Consider the following 17,796-nt stretch of genomic DNA (forward strand, 5'->3'; position numbering starts at 1 on the left):
GAATACCTGCTTGTCATGCCTATAAATGGGCCTAAAAAGCCATGTCGTCTTCTTGGGATGGCATGGCTTTTTTATAGAGGTCAAAGCCCTAAAGCCTGACGAATCGCCTCACTCCACAATTCGCCTAACCGGACCGCTCCTTTCTCATTCGGATGAAGATAGAACACTCCGGAGTTACCCTTCTCCGCTTGGAAATCTGTCAAATGGTTTTCCTTAAAGTAATCAAATCCCTTCGTATCTCCCAGAAAGACTTGTCCGGGAAAATGAGACGCATAATAATCGACTAATCGTTGTATTTGCGGATAATAATCTTGGAGCCTTCGTAAGCCTTCTTCCAAATATTTAGCCCCATTATACGTATTCGGGCTATACCATAAAGGACGATGTACCACAATACGGCAATTCGGGTATAAAGCTAATAAGCGATTGATAATTGTCTTCATATTCTCATAATACCACTCGGGCGCTACCGGGCAACCGTTCGTGCCTTCTATCGCGCTATCGTTCGTCCCCAGCATAATAGAGAATACCAAATCCGCCCAAGTCTCATCCTTAAATTTATCGGCAGCACGTACGGCCCACGGGAAAAGCGTATTCGTATCCGGCAAATAATCAACGGTAGTGCATCCGCTCTGTCCTCTATTGGAATACTTGACTGAAGCCACTTCCGGGCACTTGCTTAAAAACAACGCAGCCTTTACAGGAGGCGCATCATGGACAGGCTTCGGTAACCCGGCGCCAAACGTGATACTATTCCCGATAAATACGATATTCACATAACGTTTATTGTTTGCGGCTGAAGCAGACCAACACATAACGATACTTATTAAAATACATATGATTCCCTTAATTTGTCTCATGGCTCCCATTCAATTGATTCTCCTGCGAAGGTAAGAATAATTTGATTATCTCGGGATGTTTTTCAAGCCAAGCACGGGCTGATCGCGATTCCGTACGTGTCCCGTCTTCCATATAATACATCAATTCGCTCAGTTGTTCATCGGTTAACTTAAAGTTCTTGAAAAAAGAGGCTGCATATGGATCTTTCTCAGAGAATCCTTTCGTAGCGATAACCTCGATATGCTCCGAGTCTCCAAATTCCTCTTTCGGGTCTTCCAAGAATTTTAACGGATAACGTGAGAACATCCAATGAGGGGTCCATCCGGTAACCACGATCCATTCGTTCGCATCAATCGATTTCTTCAAGAAAGCAACCATCGTAGCCCCACTGGAAGATTTCAAATCAAAATCCAAAGAATAATCTTGAACCGCCTTATCCGCCGAGTTCATCAAACCGGCACCGGCATCGATCCCTATAATCTCACCTTTAAACTGATCTTTATGGGCATTCAAATCCTCGATGGAACGAATGGTAACGTACTCCGGAACTACCAAGCCCAATTTCGCATGCTCATAAACCGTTCCGAGTGTCTCAAGCCGGTCACCGTATTGTTCCATATAATCCGCATGGGTCACCGGTAACCATGCATCCATGAACACATCCGCTTTTCCCGAAGCGACAGAAGTAAAGATCGGGGCGATATCCGCATTTTTTAATGTTACCCGATATCCTTGATCCTCTAATATCACTTTGGCTAAGTTGGTCATAGCGATGCCCTCCGCCCAATTAGCGTACGCTATCGATATTTTCTTTCGATCCTTGCTATCCACACAACTGAAAATAAATTGTAAGGTCACTAAAAGCATACAGCATCCAATAATAATCGTAAATCGTCTCATATATCTATTTCTTTCTTTTCTATGTTTCTTATTTCTTTTGTTTATTCACTTTACCTTTCGCCCAGCCCTGCGTAATACGGTCCAAGATAATAGCCAAGATAACGACCGCTATACCTCCTTCGAAACCTAAACCTATTTTCATTTGCGTAATTCCTCGCAAGACAATCTCACCCAATCCTCCTGCCGAGATCATGGCCGCTATCACTACCATAGAAAGTGAAAGCATGATCGTTTGATTCACTCCCGTCATGATCGTTGGCAAAGCCAATGGCAATTGCACCTTATAGAGTAACTGAGTGGAAGTAGCGCCAAATGAGCGGGTAGCCTCCACAATATCGGCCGGGACTTGACGGATTCCCAGATCGGTCAACCGCACAACCGGAGGCATGGCAAAAATTACCGTTGCAAAGGCGCCGGGTACCGGACCTAAACCAAAAAACAAAACGGCTGGTATCAAGTAGACGAAAGCGGGCATCGTTTGCATCAAATCCAAGACCGGATGGATGATCTTATCCGCCCGGTCACTACGTGCGGTCCAAATTCCTAACGGAACTCCGATCATCAAGGCGATAATGGTAGAAGACAGTACCAAGGCCAAAGTCTGCATCGTTTCCACCCAGAAACCCATTCCGTAAATTAACAATAGACCCAATGCCGTGAACACGCCGACTCCTTTTCCTGCCTTGAACCAAGCCAACAATGCCAAGCCCAAAATCATCACATAAAACGGAATCCAAGTCAGCCCATCTTGAAAAGCATCGATAAATCCTCCGACCCCATCATTTATCACATCAAAAAAACGAGCGAAATGCTCAGTCAGCCAATTAATGGCAATCTCTATATATTTTCCTATATTTATCATAATTCTATCGCATTTTGAACAATTTGATCTATTTCCTCTTTATCCTTCCCCGTCATCTCGATTATAATCGATGAAGTAGAAACCAAGCCAGCCAATTGATTGGCCTCATTAACAACCGGTAAGGCCTGCCGGATCTCCGGTAACAAAGGAAGCATATCCTCAACCGTCGTGTTTTCCAGAACCGAAGGAACCTCTTTCATCACAATCGACGAGAGATCATGATTCCCCGCTTTCCGAAGAGCCAAGACATCTTTCAAACGAACCTCGCCCAGAAATTGCCTATTTCCATCCACAACCGGCAATACATATAAGTTTTTCTCTTTCATTTTCCTCAACACGGTCTCCGGGCCATCTTTACGGATACGAGCGACAACCGGCTGGGTTATCATTATCGATGAGGCTGTAACGATACGTCCACGATCTACATTTTCCGTAAATCTAGAGACATAATGATTGGCCGGATCTGTCAAGATCTCCTCAGGGGTACCTACTTGCACGACCTCCCCGTCTTTCATAATGGCGATACGATCCCCCAACTTAATCGCCTCGTCAAGATCATGCGTAATAAAGATGATCGTTTTTTGCATCTTCTCTTGTAGTTTCAATAGCTCATCCTGCATCTGTACACGGATCAATGGGTCTAAGGCAGAAAAAGCCTCATCCATCAAGAGAACCTCGGGATCATTTGCGATCGCACGGGCCAATCCGACACGTTGCTGCATACCTCCAGACAACTCGCTAACCTTCTGGTTCTCGTATCCTTTTAACCCTACTAGGGCTACACTTTCCACAGCTTTCTGGTCTCTTTCTTTTTTAGGAACCCCTTGTAACTCCAAGCCAAAAGCGATATTACTCAATACCGTGCGATGGGGCAGCAATCCAAAATGCTGGAAAACCATAGCCATTTCCTTACGCCGTATATCCAATAATTCTTTATCCGAGGAAGTCGTTATGTTTTTTCCGTTGATAAAGACTTCTCCCAAAGAGGGCTCGTTCAATCGGTTAATACAACGTAACAGCGTAGATTTTCCACTTCCGGAAAGTCCCATTATCACAAATAACTCCCCTTCCTCAATCTTTAGGTTCGCATTACGTACAGCTACCGTACAACCCGTTTCTTTCAAAATGTTTTGTTTACTTTTTCCCGCTACTAGCATTCTTTTCGCACGCATTTTCTCCGGGCCGAAAAGAATAGATAAATTCTTTATTTCTATTTTCGTCATATAAAATCTTTGATTACAGGTATGATACAAAAAGATTAGGCCATAAGTCCAGAATTTCTTATGGCAAAACATAAACCAAAAGCATATATAAGTTAATGCTTATTATGGAAATTGACTACAACCTAAATCATCTCTTATGTAGACAACCGAATTTCAAAGAGTTTTGTTCACTAGTTTTTCCAACTATTGGGTCTTTTCATAGGTAAAGTGAAAATAAATGTAGAACCAAATCCTTCTTTGGACATCACAGAAATATTACCGCCCATTTTTAATACCAGACCTTTACAAATTGCTAATCCCAATCCGACTCCTTGCTCGAAATCGCTTAATTGCACGAACCGAGCAAAGATATTATCCAATTCATCCTTGGGAATGCCACAGCCTGTATCCGAGACATAAAACTTAACCATTTTCCCCTCAGCCTCAAGCGTATATCCAAACCAGATACTACCTTTCTTGGTATGCTTAACCGCATTCGTCAATAAATTCATGCAAATTTGCCATAATCGATTCCGATCTATATTAAATATGATATCGGAACATGCATCCAAGGTTATTTCCACCCCTTCCGGCTTACGTAATTGTATGGAGTTATATATATCTTTCATAAAGGAGGGTAAATAAACATCCATATAAGTAAACGTCATCATATCAGACTCGATTCTGGAAATATCCAAAACATCATTTACTATACTTAAAAGTAAATCATTGTTCATCTTGATCAAGCTAATATAATTTTGACGCAATTCCAAATCCTCCTCCACTCCTAACAAATCAGAGAAGCCGACAATAGCGTTCAATGGTGTACGGATCTCATGGGTCATATTCGCTAAGAAAGTTGACTTAAGCATATCCGCCTCCTCCGCTTTTTCCTTGGCACGGATCAAGTCTTCCTCAAACTCCAATCGTTCTTGATCATCGATCATACAGCCAACAATCAAATTCGGAAAACCATTCTCATCCTTCTCATGCGTCTTACCGATCACCTCATAGATCCGATAGGTGTTATCATCGTTCTTTAGACGAAAATCTATTTTATATTCATCCAATTTATTCGTACGGATCGTATTGAATAGATAGAAAAAGTCGCCAGAATCGTCTGGGTGACGAAGTTGCGGCAAAGCCTGACAGATGAACTGATTACGTTTCAATAAACTATTGGTCGTGCCATAAAACTGGAAACAACGGTTACAATGTACTTTATCGCAAGACTTAAACCGGCTGAAATTAAAAGAATAAGTCGTAATCTTGCTATTCTGCAAAGCAAGCTCCATCATCATCCGGCTTTCGGACAACTTACTGCTTAACGCCTCATTCGCTTTCTCCTGCTCAACGAGCTCCGATACATTCCGTATATAAATAATCACATACCGGTCATGTACCGGTACCAACCGTAGTTTAAAATAAACGATCGGAGCGTTATGTCCCGGAATCGATAAATCTAAATTCATGATCTCCGACTTATTCAAGCAACTTTGCACGATCGCAGCCACACGACGCTTAGTCTCATCCGGATAAATGAAACCCGGAAGATCATCGATACGCCGATTGATCGACTCCGGCGTTATACAAGTCTCCACAGCATAAGCGATAATCCTCTCTACAACCAGTTGCTTGTTTACCAAAAGGATCGTATCTGGAACCGCTTCCGCCATCTTTTGCGACATGTCCGTCAATTCCTTCAATTCCCGGTCATAACCGGCTGCCTCCTGCCCGACCGTCGGATTACCCGTTAATAATAAGGTATATCCAAGAATCTCTCTATTCTCATTCATTGAGGGGATGATAGAATACGGTACAGGCAAAGAACCGGAAACCACGCTTCCCCCACGCAGATATTGTTTTTGAAGATCGGTCAACAAATCTGTACGAAAAAGATTATTTAATAAGAAGTCCGCTTCATTCGTAAAAGGAAATTTCTCGTTTAAGGACTTATTTATATCAATTAGCGCACCGTTTTTATCATACAGAGCACCTCCCATGGGATAATATGTAAAAAAATCTGTCAGCAAACGCTGTTTTACCTCGGAAACCTCCATATACTTTCTTTATTAACATCAATAAGTTACAAAGAAATAAAATCTTTGAAAATCAGAGAAATTTTAAAGCATAAACTTTAGGTCTATTTCACAAGAAAATCAGTCTCTTTACTAAAAAGCAACAACAAACCTTCACTTACGCTTGTTACTTAACAAACAAATTAATTATAATATGAAAGCATTAATAGGTAAAAAGGCACCGGAATTCCACGCTCCGGCAGTAGTGAATGGCAATGAGATCATCGAGGATTTCTCTTTGGAACAATATGTAGGCAAGAAGTATGTAGTCATGTTTTTCTATCCGATGGACTTTACATTCGTTTGCCCGACAGAATTACATGCCTTCCAACAAAAGTTACAGGAATTCGAAAGACGTAACGTAGCGGTGGTTGGTTGCTCCGTCGATTCTCAATTTTCTCATTTCGCATGGTTAAACCAAGATAAGAATAAAGGAGGTATCCATGGGGTGACTTATCCACTCGTATCCGATTTTTCCAAAACCATCTCTGAAAACTTTGGCGTATTGGCCGCTGATTATATTACGAACGAAAGTGGAGAACTTATCTCCAGAGGAAATCCGGTCGCTTACCGGGGTCTGTTCCTGATTGACAAAGAGGGCTTGATCCGTCATTATGTAATCAACGATTTACCATTAGGCCGTAACGTAGACGAGGCTCTCCGTATGGTCGACGCCTTACAGCACTTCGAAGAATATGGCGAGGTTTGCCCGGCAAATTGGTCCAAAGGAAAAGACGCCATGAAAGCGACAAACGCAGGAGTCTCTAATTATTTAAGCCATCATTGATATATTGCAGGAAAGGGGGTTAGGCCCCCTTTTTTTATACTAATTGAGACAATCGTTTACACTTTCCCGAGATATGCGAGATATCTAGACGTAAGATATTAGTCCGGTAAAAAGATTTCTCAATATACTTTTCGCCGATCTCCTTAAACGCCGATGAATATTTATTCACGAGTAGCCGCAAGGCATACCGACGCTCTTCTTCCGGCAAATCCAAATGCATCTCTCCAAAAGCGATAGTGCTCTCGTAACCTGTCGTGAATTTTCCCGGAACGATTTGTGTAGCGCCAACTACCGTGAAACTCACTTTCGGGTTTTCTCGTAGACATTCCAGCTTATACCCTTCCGGAGCGCAATGGAAATAAATAGAATCCCCTTCCTTTACATAATTGATCGGGATTCCATACCCATACCCATTTATCCCCGACATGGCCAAAAAACCATATTCCGCCTCCTCCAATAAACGAATTGCCAACTCATTATCCAAAATCCGGTCTTTTCGTCTGATCTCTCTAAACATAGGTCTAATTTATTTATAAACGAGTATAATACACTAATCGTGGCAAATCTATAAAAAAATAATATACATTTGCGTCATAAAGTTGACACATGATAAATATTATAGATCTATGAGAGCAAGAATAACCTTATTATTATTCGCCATTCTTTACAGTTTCACTTGTCTGGCACAAACTAATTTTGAAAAACACTTCACGAAGAAAAGTCTCCGGATTGATTTCGCATTGAGTGGAAATTGGGATTTCCAAGCCGCCGCTATACAACAACTCCGGGAAGAACCTGTCTGGGCAGGGCCGGTCAAAAACTTGATCGATCCGTTTGGTTATGGAGGGTATTATATTAATGTATATGATAAAGCCGGTAAAGAGTTGATCTACTCACGAGGATTCAATACGTTATTCGAAGAATGGAGAAGTACAGAGCAAGCGAAGACCGAGACACAATCTTGGACAAATAGCATCTCTATCCCCTATCCGAAAGCTCCTGTCATCATTGAGATTACGGCAAGAGACAAGGCCGACATGCAGTTCCATCCTTTATTGAAACAAGAGATTGATCCGGCCAGTATTTTTATTGACCGGGGGAAACTCAAGGAAAACCGGATCACAAAAATCCAATATAACGGGGATTCCTCCGGGAAAGTAGACCTCGTATTCTTAGCGGAAGGTTATACGGCGGACGAGCAAGAGAAATTTGTAGCTGATGCCAAACGTTTTACGGAGGCATTGTTTAAGACCCCGCCTTATGACACTCGCCGGGAAGATTTCAATGTCTGGGCGGTAGATGCCGTTTCGGAAGAATCGGGAACAGATGTATCCGGTAAAGGTATATTCAAGAATACCGCATTGAATTCCGGCTATTATACGTTTGGGGTAGATCGCTATTTAACCACCCCGGATATGAAATCTATACGTGACGCCGTATGGAACGCTCCTTGCGACGCAATCTTCATCTTGGTAAACACGGACGCTTATGGTGGTGGCGGTATGTATAATTTTTATGCCATGGGAACCGCCGATAACCCACGTACCCCGGTCGTATTCGTTCACGAGTTCGGACATAGTTTCGCTGGTCTAGCCGATGAATATTTCAGTTCCGAGGTCGCTTATCAAGATTTTTATAATTTGAAGTACGAGCCTTGGGAACCGAACATCACGACCTTGGTTAACTTCGATGCTAAATGGAAAGATCTTCTGCCGGCTAATACACCGGTACCTACCCCATTAGATGACGCTCATAAAGATAAGGCAGGCGTATTCGAGGGAGGCGGTTACATCGCTAAAGGCATTTATCGCCCGATGGATCACTGTATGATGCGTGATTACGCTCCATTCTGTCCAGCTTGTAGCCGGGCGATCTTACAGATGATCGATTACTTCACGGATAAACCGATAAAACATTAAAAGGAAAGAGCGGGTACCCTAATAGCTTTGTTACATCAACTATTAAGATACCCGCCAGCACTAACCTATCAACATTTATTTCATCATCGGAACTTCTATCAAAAGAACTTTAGCGTGCTTCAAGACTTCTATCGTAATGCTTTCGGTTTCCCAGAATCCGGCCCCGTCACGCTTAGACAGGATCGTATTACTTACCTCCACCTCTCCGTCGATCACGAATAAATAAACCCCATTATTTTTACTATGTAGCTTATACTCCTTTACTTGACCGGCATCTAGGTTTCCTAAAGAGAACCAAGCGTCTTGGTTGATCGACGCAGGAGCGCTACCATCCGGAGCGATGATCAAGGACAACTTATTCTTTTCCGAAGTAACCGGACGCACGTCATAACTGGCATAATGAGGCTTGGTATTCTCCTCACGGGGAAATACCCATATTTGCAAGAACTCCAATTGTTCATTACCGCTGTCGTTGAACTCGCTATGCACGATACCGGTACCGGCGCTCATCACCTGAATATCTCCCGGCGTAATCACCTCGCTATTCTTTATGCTATCCCCATGGCGTAAATATCCCTTTAACGGGATGGAGATAACCTCCATATTCTTATGTGGATGCATATCGAATCCCTCACCCGGCGCCACGGAATCATCATTCAATACACGTAGCATCCCGAAATGAACCCTTTCCGGATTGTAATAATTAGCAAAGCTAAACGTGTGATGTGTTTTCAACCAACCGTGATTCGCATACCCTCTGGATTGAGCCTTATCAACTACAACTCTCATATTTTCCTCCTTTTTAAATCTACATTAATAACAAATCCATAACTATAAATGTTGCGGGACGCATATTTCGAACATTTCATGTAAACATGTGATTCATATATGAACAGAAATCGCTACTTTTGCACAATTAAAAAAACTCATCCTGTAAATATAAAATCTTATGGCAATCTACTTAAACGATGTATCGAGAACATTTGGTGAGTATTTACTTATTCCCGGTTTAACCACCAAAGAATGTATTCCCGCAAACGTTTCATTGAAAACGCCACTTGTGAAATTCAAGTCTGGCGAGAAATCCGCTATTGAATTAAATATTCCTTTCGTTTCAGCGATCATGCAATCGGTTTCCGGCCCTAAACTGGCAATCGAGTTGGCTCGCAACGGAGGACTTTCCTTCATCTTCGGCTCGCAACCGATCGAGAGCCAAGCGGATATGGTTCGCAAAGTAAAGAAATTCAAGGCCGGATTTGTTATCAGCGACTCTAACCTTACGCCCGAGAATACCTTGGCCGACGTGCTTGAGCTAGTCCGCCGGACAGAACATTCTACGATTGGTGTGACAGATGATGGTACGCCTAACGGCAAATTGCTAGGTATGGTAACCAGTCGCGATTACCGTGAAGGCAAAGACCCGATCGACATGAAGGTGAAAGATTTCATGACCCCGTTCACTAAACTAATCGTTGGCGAGCTAGGTATGACTTTGAAAGAGGCGAACCAGATTATCTGGGATCATAAGTTGAATACATTGCCAATCATCGACAAGGATCAGAAGCTTCAATACTTCGTATTCCGCAAGGACTACGATAGCCACCGTGAGAATCCGAAAGAGTTATCCGGCGGAGATAAGAAATTATTAGTAGGTGCCGGTATCAACACCCGCGACTATAAGGAACGTGTTCCGGCATTGGTAGAGGCTGGCGTTGACGTATTGTGTATCGACTCTTCCGACGGCTATTCCGAATGGCAGTACGAGACCTTGCACTGGATCAAGGATACCTACGGAGACAAGGTACTGGTTGGTGCCGGAAACGTGGTTGACCAAGATGGTTTCAACTACTTGGCTGACGCCGGAGCGGATTTCATCAAGGTAGGTATCGGTGGTGGTTCCATCTGTATCACCCGTGAGCAGAAAGGTATCGGTCGCGGACAGGCTACCGCCTTGATCGACGTAGCGAAAGCTCGCGACGAATATTTCAAGAGACACGGCGTTTATATCCCTATCTGTAGCGATGGTGGCTTGGTACACGATTACCATATGGTATTGGCGTTGGCTATGGGTGCCGATTTCTTGATGATGGGCCGTTATTTCGCCCGCTTCGACGAGTCTCCTACGAAGAAGATGAAAATCGGAAACAACTTCGTGAAGGAGTATTGGGGTGAGGGCTCTAACCGTGCGAAGAACTGGCAGCGCTATGACATGGGTGGGAACGAATCCTTGAAATTCGAGGAAGGCGTGGACAGCTATGTACCGTATGCCGGAAAATTGAAAGATAATTTAAACGTAACATTGGGTAAGATGATCGCTACGATGTGTAGCTGCGGTTCCATCTCTATCCAAGAGTTGCAGCAGCATGCCAAGATCACGCTTGTCTCCTCTACGAGTATCGTTGAGGGTGGCGCTCACGACGTGATCCTGAAAGAGCAGAATTAATTACAATATGTATTCTAGTAGAGGCGTGGCACGCTACGTCTCTACTATTTACACATTCAAATAATTTACCATGAAAAATCTATTACTTACAGTTATCCTTTTGTGTTTTTGTTTGCCATTCGTAAAAGCCGCCGATCAAAAGATGATCTTAATCTCAACCAATGAGACGGACTTGATTTTACAAGTAGCCCCCAATGGACGGCTCTACCAAACTTATCTAGGGAATAAATTAGTAAACGAATCCGAATTTGAGAACCTCTCATGGAATATCCAAGCCGGAACGGATGGCAGCGTATCAACCCGTGGATGGGAAGTATATCCTTGCTCAGGAGCGGAAGATTATTTCGAACCAGCTTTCGCCATCCAGCATAACGACGGAAACATGACTAGCATATTCAAGTATGTTTCCAGCGAATCTAAGAAACTAGACAATAACGTTACGGAAACAATTATCTCCCTGAAAGACGATGTATACCCAGTGGAGGCTAAATTACATTATGTAACCTTCGCTAAAGAAAACGTGATCAAGGCTTGGACTGAGATTCGTCATATGGAGAAAAAACCGGTCACGATTACCCAATACGCTTCCAATATGCTTTATTTCGAGAGTCCTCGCTATGTATTAACCGAGTTTAGCGGTGACTGGGCCAAAGAAGTACAGATGAGCAGCCAAGACTTGAAATTCGGGAAAAAGATTATCGATACGAAACTAGGCTCCCGTGCCGCCATGCACGCTTACCCGTTTTTTGAGATTGGGTTAGGTGCCCCGGCCAGCGAGAATACAGGAGATGTTTTAATGGGAACGATCGGTTGGACTGGAAACTACCGCTTTACGTTCGAGGTGGACAACGCCGGTAACCTTCGTGTCATCTCCGGCATCAATCCCTATGCGTCCGCCTATGAATTGAAACCGAACGAATGGTTCGTCACTCCTGAGTTTATCTTTACGTTGAGTAATCAAGGAACCGGAAAAGCCAGTCGTGATATCCATGATTGGGCACGTAATTACCAGATCAAGGATGGTAAAGGCGATCGACTTACCCTACTGAACAACTGGGAATCGACCGGTTTCAATTTCAACGAGAAGAAATTGGAGGAACTAATGAAAGAAGCCAAGCATCTAGGTGTAGATATGTTTTTGCTGGATGATGGTTGGTTCGCTAATAAATACCCTCGTCAAAACGATAAGGCCGGATTGGGCGATTGGGAGGTTACACACGATAAGTTGCCGAACGGCATTCCTCATCTGGTGCAGGCCGCTAAAGATGCCGGCGTGAAATTCGGTATCTGGATCGAGCCGGAGATGGTAAACCCCAAGAGCGAACTTTTCGAGAAACACCCGGACTGGGCGATCCATCTACCGAATCGTGAGACCTATTACTATCGCAACCAACTTGTCTTAGACTTAAGTAACCCGAAAGTACAGGATTATGTATTCAGCGTGGTGGATAATATCATGATCGAGAATCCGGATCTGGCTTTCTTCAAATGGGATTGCAACAGCCCGATTACCAATGTCTATTCCCCCTATCTTAAAGAGAAGCAGAATCAATTGTATATCGACCATGTACGAGGTGTCTATAACGTATTCAAACGGGTAGCCGAGAAATACCCTCACCTACCGATCATGCTTTGCTCCGGTGGGGGTGCCCGCTGTGATTACGAGGCATTGAAATATTTCACGGAATTCTGGTGCAGCGACAACACCGATCCGATCGAGCGTTTGTATATCCAATGGGGATTCTCCCAGTTCTTCCCGGCAAAGGCAATGTGCGCCCACGTGACTAGCTGGAACAAGAATACCTCCATCAAGTTCCGTACCGACGTGGCCATGATGTGTAAGATGGGCTTCGATATCAGCTTGAAGGAAATGAACGATGACGAGATGAAATACTGCCAAGAAGCAGTTGCCAACTACAAACGTCTAAAGGGCACGATCCTCGACGGCGATCTGTACCGTCTAGTCTCCCCTTACGATACCAACCATTCATCCGTGATGTACGTGGATAAGGCAAAAAGCAAATCCGTCCTATTCGTTTATGATATCCACCCTCGCTTCGAAGAAAAGACTTTCCCCGTAAAGCTACAAGGATTGGACCCGAATAAGAAATATAAGGTACAAGAGATAAACCTCATGCCGGGCCAGAAATCGACCTTGGTTACCGACGGAGGTACCTTCAGCGGAGATTTCTTGATGAAAATAGGAATGAACGTATTCTCTACGGCTCATGTCCATAGCAAGGTCATAGAGCTGACCGAGGCTCACTAACTAAATTGTCAACAGAGAATGGACATTATCCGCGAGATAACCCCACTATCGGAAAAGGACTGCTTTTACATCGTAGACCGGCGTAAGACAGAATTTACCTATCCGATCCATTGCCACTCGGAGTACGAGCTCAATTTCATTGAGCACGCTCCGGGGGTAAGGCGTGTGGTCGGTGACTCCGCGGAAGTGATCGGAGAATACGAGTTAGTATTGATAACCGGGAAAGAACTGGAGCATGTCTGGGAGCAGAACGCATGTAAATCGCCTCTGATCCATGAGATCACGGTCCAGTTCTCTCCCGATCTCTTCGGGAAGAATCTATTGGAGAAAAACCAATTCAACAGTATCCGGAAAATGTTGGAGAAAGCCCAATGCGGCATCAGTTTCCCGATGTCTTCCATCCTGAAGGTTTACCATTTACTGGAAAAGCTGGTTTCCGAGGAGCAAAGCTTTTATGCGGTCATCAACTTCTTAACCATCTTATATGAGCTTTCTGTCGAGGAGAACTACAAAGTATTGGCCAGCTCCTCATTCGCTAAAATAACAGATATCCATTCCGAGAGCCGTCGTATCCAGAAAGTACAAAATTACATTAACGAACGATACCAACAGGATATCCGCCTAAACCAACTGGCGGAACTCGTAGGTATGGCCCCTTCCGCTTTCAGCCGTTTCTTCAAGTTGAGGACCGGGAAGACCCTCTCCGACTATATCACCGATATCCGTATCGGTTACGCCGCCCGCATGTTGGTGGACACGCAACGATCCATCGCGGAGATTTGTTATGACTGCGGCTTCAATAACCTCTCGAATTTCAACCGTATCTTTAAGAAAAAGAAAAGCTGCTCTCCCAAAGAGTTCCGGGATAACTACAAAAAGACAAAAATCATTGTATAAGAGAGCCTTTTAACAGGGATAAATACATATCCCCCCCTATTTCTATACAAAATCCCCCCTTCTCTTTTCCTTCACACTTCTATCTTTGCGACCAGTCACAAAGGCTTTCATGCCTACGGCTACCCCATCGATGTGTTAAAAATACACTCCGGCAAAAAAGTATTATTCTTGGATAAAATAGTATTTGAACGCACTTGGGATCCGACGTAATTTTGCGACAGAAATTAACAATGCATATTAACAACAAAAAAACAATTGCCTATGAGGAAGGACCGAGAATCTAATGTTTTTAGCAGTTAACCGCTAATGACCTTATTGAGTAAATGAATTTTAGTTTAGCCTTATATGATTTAATGTAAAAAATAATGAATTCAACAATTAAGAAAACGACGCTGTTTTTAGGCGCATGTATGGCCTTCCAGCTAGGTGGCACACCACAAATGTTAGCCGCCCCTAGTACTTCGATGGAAGTCATGCAACAAACAAAAAGAATCACTGGTACCGTGAAAGACGCAACAGGAATGGAAGTCATCGGTGCTAATGTAATAGTGAAAGGGACGACCAATGGAGTGATAACCGATTTGGATGGAAAGTTCAGCTTAGAGGCCGCCCCCGGCTCTATCATAGAGATCTCCTACATCGGTTATATGACCCAAGAGATTCCCGTAACCGCCCAGACATCCACCCTACAGATCACCTTGAAAGAGGACTCACAGAGCTTGGACGAGGTAGTGGTAGTAGGTTATGGTGTACAAAAGAAAAAGTTAGTGACAGGTGCTACCCTTCAAGTAAAGGGAGAGAATATCCAAAAATTAAACACGACAAACCCGCTAGGTGCCTTGCAGAGCCAAAGCCCGGGCGTCAATATCGTAGCGAACTCCGGCCAGCCGGGTAAGAGTTTCGATATCAACATTCGTGGTGCCGGAACGAACGGCAGCACGACTCCGCTATACATTATTGATGGCGTCGAAGGCGACATCAATTCCTTAAGTCCCGCCGATATCGAGAGCTTGGACGTATTGAAAGATGCCGCTTCCGCCGCGATCTACGGTTCACGTGCGGCCAACGGTGTTGTATTGATCACGACAAAGCAGGGCAAACAGGGTAAATTACAGGTTAGTTACGACGGCTATGTAGGTTTCCAGAACGTATACAAAATGCCGGACTTGCTGAATGCAAAGGAATACATGGCAGTCATGGACCAACTGAACTTCAACACGGGTAACCAACCTTACACGTGGACGAATTACATGTCACAAGAACAGTACAACCGTTACATGAGCGGCGAGGATGAGGGTACCAACTGGCTTGACGCAATCCGCAACAAGAACGCCATCACTACCAGCCACTCCCTGAACTTGGCCGGTGGTACGGAACGCTCCAAATTCTCTACGGGTGTATCCTACACGAAACAGGAAGGTACGCTAGGCAAGCCGGTCGCTTCCGACTACCAACGTTTCACGGTTCGCATGAACTCTGAACATATTTTGTGGAAAGAGGGTGACTTGGATATCATCACATTCGGCGAGAACCTGTACTATAATCATAATGAATCTTCCGGTATCTCCGAGGGTAATCAATACGGTAACGACATCTCTTGGATGTTACGTGCCAACCCGCTGGTTCCTATCTATAACGAGAACGGGGATTACTATATGTATGACGACTTGAACAAGGCCGGTTGGTTCAACTACAACTCTTATACGAGTAACCCGATCGCCGCAATGGTCAACTCCTCCCGTGGAAACAACAAGAGCAAAAACTACGGATTAACTATGGTTGGCTACTTGAAGGTACAACCAATCAAGGGACTCATCTATAAAGGACAGGTCAGCTACAAACAGAACTCCAGCTCTTACCGTGGCTACAGTCCGGCTTATAAACTAACCTCTACCGATCAGAAACTAACCAATGAGGTTACCCAGAACATGACGACTGGTTGGGACTGGCAGATCGAGAATACGCTTAGCTACACCTTCAACATCGAGAAACACAACTTCGATGTATTAGTCGGTCAATCCTTCAAGAAGAGCGGTTTCGGTATGGGTGAGTATCTGGAGGCAACGGCGAACGACCTTCTGTTCTCCGACTGGGACCGGGCTTATATCAGCAATAGCATGGCTTCGCAACCGACCTCAGCCAAAGGATATCCGACAGGGGATAACGCCTTAGCGTCATTCTTCGGACGTATCAACTATAACTTCAACGAGAAATACATGGCTAGCGTGATCTTACGTACGGATGGTTCCTCGAACTTCGCCCGTGGTAAACGCTGGGGTACGTTCCCTTCCGTATCGGCTGGTTGGGTCGTGAGCAATGAAGATTTCATGGAAAGCACGCACGACTGGATGGACTTCTTGAAGATCCGTGCCAGCTGGGGTCAGAACGGTAACTGTAATATCGATAACTTCCAATATTTCTCGACCGTAGCGTTCGACCACCTCGGACAATATTCCTTCGGCAACAACAAGGGTACGGCCACGCAAGGCGGTTATGCCAGCATCATGCCGAACGAGGACGTGACATGGGAGACTTCCGAGCAGTTAGACCTTGGTCTGGATGCCCGTTTCCTAAGCGGCCGATTGAGCTTGAACTTCGATTGGTACAACAAGAAAACCAAGGACCTGTTGATCGTTGCCCCGATCCTAGACTCTTACGGAACGAACGCTCCCTATATCAACGGCGGTACCGTGGAAAATAAAGGTGTCGAGATCGGCTTAGGCTGGAACGACCAGAAGGGCGACTGGACGTATGGCGTGAACCTAAACCTTGCCCATAACAAGAACGAGGTTACGCAGATCAACAACAAAGACGGTTACATCCTAGGTCCGGACAAGGTACTGGCCGAGAACACACGTCCTGTATCCCGTATGGAAGTAGGACACCCGATCGGTTATTTCTGGGCCTATAAAACGGAAGGTGTCATGCAAAACGCCGACGACGTGCAGGCTTATCTGGATAAGAACTGTAAAGGCAACGCAGCCAACTCCCTGCAAGGTAGCTCCATCCAACCGGGCGACTTGAAATTCGTAGACGTGAATGGCGACGGCGTGATCAACGAGGACGACAAGACCGAAGTCGGCAACCCGCACCCGGATATCACGATGGGTCTAAGCTTCAACGTTGGTTACAAAGGATTCGATTTAGCGGTAACCACCTATGGGGCCTTCGGACAACAAAATATGCGCTCTTATCGTAAGTTTACCGACGGCAACGTGGAGAATTACACCTCCGAGGTATTTGAGTACTGGCACGGTGAGGGAACCTCCAATCGTTATCCTCGTCTGGTTCCGGGTAACACAGGTGTCAACTTCCAACAGATATCCGATATCTTCGTGGAAGACGCCAGCTATTTCCGCATCCAGAACGTTACTTTGGGCTACGACTTCAAGAACCTATGGAAGAACTGCCCACTGCCGCAATTACGTCTGTACGTAAGCGCCCAGAACCTCTTCACCTTCACGGGATACAAGGGTATGGACCCCGAAATCGGTACGAACGATAGTTATCGCGAGGACAATCCTTGGGCAAGAGGTATCGACTTAGGTTCTTATCCTTCACCCAGAACTTATATGGTAGGTGTTAACATTAAATTTTAA

The 17,796-nt window shown here is 44.5% G+C and carries 13 protein-coding genes; 6 read left to right on the plus strand and 7 right to left on the minus strand.

Annotated elements, in window-relative coordinates; translation table 11 throughout:
- Positions 1-80 precede the first annotated feature (80 nt).
- The 5 genes from DWX33_RS12415 to DWX33_RS12435 all read right to left on the minus strand — a co-directional run bounded on the left by DWX33_RS12415 (position 81) and on the right by DWX33_RS12435 (position 5,864).
- Positions 81-860 carry a GDSL-type esterase/lipase family protein gene (locus DWX33_RS12415; protein ID WP_008778100.1) on the minus strand — a complete coding sequence of 260 codons (780 nt, stop codon included), beginning with the start codon at positions 858-860 and terminating at the stop codon, positions 81-83.
- Positions 847-1,740, minus strand: a complete 894-nt coding sequence (locus DWX33_RS12420; protein WP_005855279.1) for a glycine betaine ABC transporter substrate-binding protein — start codon at positions 1,738-1,740, stop codon at positions 847-849. Before DWX33_RS12420 ends, DWX33_RS12415 begins: the two co-directional genes overlap by 14 nt.
- Before the next feature lie 28 nt (positions 1,741-1,768).
- Positions 1,769-2,602, minus strand: coding sequence for a proline/glycine betaine ABC transporter permease (locus tag DWX33_RS12425; protein ID WP_087345724.1), 834 nt, complete (start codon positions 2,600-2,602; stop codon positions 1,769-1,771).
- Positions 2,599-3,825 carry a glycine betaine/L-proline ABC transporter ATP-binding protein gene (locus DWX33_RS12430; protein ID WP_008781005.1) on the minus strand — a complete coding sequence of 409 codons (1,227 nt, stop codon included), beginning with the start codon at positions 3,823-3,825 and terminating at the stop codon, positions 2,599-2,601. Before DWX33_RS12430 ends, DWX33_RS12425 begins: the two co-directional genes overlap by 4 nt.
- Positions 3,826-3,995: 170 nt before the next feature.
- Positions 3,996-5,864, minus strand: coding sequence for a HAMP domain-containing sensor histidine kinase (locus DWX33_RS12435; protein WP_036611820.1), 1,869 nt, complete (start codon positions 5,862-5,864; stop codon positions 3,996-3,998).
- 172 nt (positions 5,865-6,036) lie between these two features.
- On the opposite strand from DWX33_RS12435, the gene DWX33_RS12440 reads away from it, so the two are divergent.
- Positions 6,037-6,669 (plus strand): peroxiredoxin, encoded by a 633-nt coding sequence (locus DWX33_RS12440; RefSeq protein WP_008774437.1) that lies wholly within the window; start codon positions 6,037-6,039, stop codon positions 6,667-6,669.
- A 34-nt stretch (positions 6,670-6,703) separates the two neighbouring features.
- Here the strand turns inward: DWX33_RS12440 and DWX33_RS12445 are convergent, their stop codons facing one another.
- On the minus strand, positions 6,704-7,186 hold the full coding sequence (locus DWX33_RS12445) for a pyridoxamine 5'-phosphate oxidase family protein (RefSeq protein WP_005865637.1): 483 nt from the start codon (positions 7,184-7,186) through the stop codon (positions 6,704-6,706).
- Positions 7,187-7,295: 109 nt separating this feature from the next.
- Between DWX33_RS12445 and DWX33_RS12450 the strand changes: the two genes are divergently transcribed.
- Positions 7,296-8,588 carry a M64 family metallopeptidase gene (locus tag DWX33_RS12450; RefSeq protein ID WP_008774438.1) on the plus strand — a complete coding sequence of 431 codons (1,293 nt, stop codon included), beginning with the start codon at positions 7,296-7,298 and terminating at the stop codon, positions 8,586-8,588.
- A 75-nt stretch (positions 8,589-8,663) separates the two neighbouring features.
- Here DWX33_RS12450 and DWX33_RS12455 read toward each other — a convergent pair whose 3' ends face one another.
- Positions 8,664-9,377, minus strand: a complete 714-nt coding sequence (locus DWX33_RS12455; RefSeq protein WP_008774439.1) for a pirin family protein — start codon at positions 9,375-9,377, stop codon at positions 8,664-8,666.
- Between the two features lie 160 nt (positions 9,378-9,537).
- Between DWX33_RS12455 and DWX33_RS12460 the strand changes: the two genes are divergently transcribed.
- The 4 genes from DWX33_RS12460 (at position 9,538) to DWX33_RS12475 (ending at position 17,796) form a co-directional block, all read left to right on the plus strand.
- On the plus strand, positions 9,538-11,031 hold the full coding sequence (locus tag DWX33_RS12460) for an IMP dehydrogenase (RefSeq protein WP_008774440.1): 1,494 nt from the start codon (positions 9,538-9,540) through the stop codon (positions 11,029-11,031).
- Between the two features lie 70 nt (positions 11,032-11,101).
- Positions 11,102-13,300 carry an alpha-galactosidase gene (locus tag DWX33_RS12465; protein ID WP_036611814.1) on the plus strand — a complete coding sequence of 733 codons (2,199 nt, stop codon included), beginning with the start codon at positions 11,102-11,104 and terminating at the stop codon, positions 13,298-13,300.
- Between the two features lie 18 nt (positions 13,301-13,318).
- On the plus strand, positions 13,319-14,197 hold the full coding sequence (locus DWX33_RS12470; RefSeq protein WP_009018633.1) for an AraC family transcriptional regulator: 879 nt from the start codon (positions 13,319-13,321) through the stop codon (positions 14,195-14,197).
- A gap of 365 nt (positions 14,198-14,562) precedes the next feature.
- The gene (locus DWX33_RS12475) at positions 14,563-17,796 is read left to right on the plus strand and encodes a TonB-dependent receptor (protein WP_008774443.1); all 3,234 of its coding nucleotides are present in this window, start codon (positions 14,563-14,565) and stop codon (positions 17,794-17,796) included.

The sequence above is a fragment of the Parabacteroides sp. AF19-14 genome (assembly GCF_003635485.1).
In the GTDB taxonomy this organism is placed as follows: domain Bacteria; phylum Bacteroidota; class Bacteroidia; order Bacteroidales; family Tannerellaceae; genus Parabacteroides; species Parabacteroides distasonis.

Excerpts from the sequence above, each read along its gene's own strand:
- DWX33_RS12415 (WP_008778100.1), bottom strand. The coding sequence starts at position 860 with ATGAGACAAATTAAGGGAATCATATGTATTTTAATAAGTATCGTTATG.
- DWX33_RS12435 (WP_036611820.1), bottom strand. The coding sequence starts at position 5,864 with ATGGAGGTTTCCGAGGTAAAACAGCGTTTGCTGACAGATTTTTTTACA.
- DWX33_RS12460 (WP_008774440.1), top strand. The coding sequence starts at position 9,538 with ATGGCAATCTACTTAAACGATGTATCGAGAACATTTGGTGAGTATTTA.
- DWX33_RS12425 (WP_087345724.1), bottom strand. The coding sequence starts at position 2,602 with ATGATAAATATAGGAAAATATATAGAGATTGCCATTAATTGGCTGACT.
- DWX33_RS12475 (WP_008774443.1), top strand. The coding sequence starts at position 14,563 with ATGAATTCAACAATTAAGAAAACGACGCTGTTTTTAGGCGCATGTATG.
- DWX33_RS12455 (WP_008774439.1), bottom strand. The coding sequence starts at position 9,377 with ATGAGAGTTGTAGTTGATAAGGCTCAATCCAGAGGGTATGCGAATCAC.
- DWX33_RS12450 (WP_008774438.1), top strand. The coding sequence starts at position 7,296 with ATGAGAGCAAGAATAACCTTATTATTATTCGCCATTCTTTACAGTTTC.
- DWX33_RS12445 (WP_005865637.1), bottom strand. The coding sequence starts at position 7,186 with ATGTTTAGAGAGATCAGACGAAAAGACCGGATTTTGGATAATGAGTTG.
- DWX33_RS12465 (WP_036611814.1), top strand. The coding sequence starts at position 11,102 with ATGAAAAATCTATTACTTACAGTTATCCTTTTGTGTTTTTGTTTGCCA.
- DWX33_RS12430 (WP_008781005.1), bottom strand. The coding sequence starts at position 3,825 with ATGACGAAAATAGAAATAAAGAATTTATCTATTCTTTTCGGCCCGGAG.
- DWX33_RS12470 (WP_009018633.1), top strand. The coding sequence starts at position 13,319 with ATGGACATTATCCGCGAGATAACCCCACTATCGGAAAAGGACTGCTTT.
- DWX33_RS12420 (WP_005855279.1), bottom strand. The coding sequence starts at position 1,740 with ATGAGACGATTTACGATTATTATTGGATGCTGTATGCTTTTAGTGACC.
- DWX33_RS12440 (WP_008774437.1), top strand. The coding sequence starts at position 6,037 with ATGAAAGCATTAATAGGTAAAAAGGCACCGGAATTCCACGCTCCGGCA.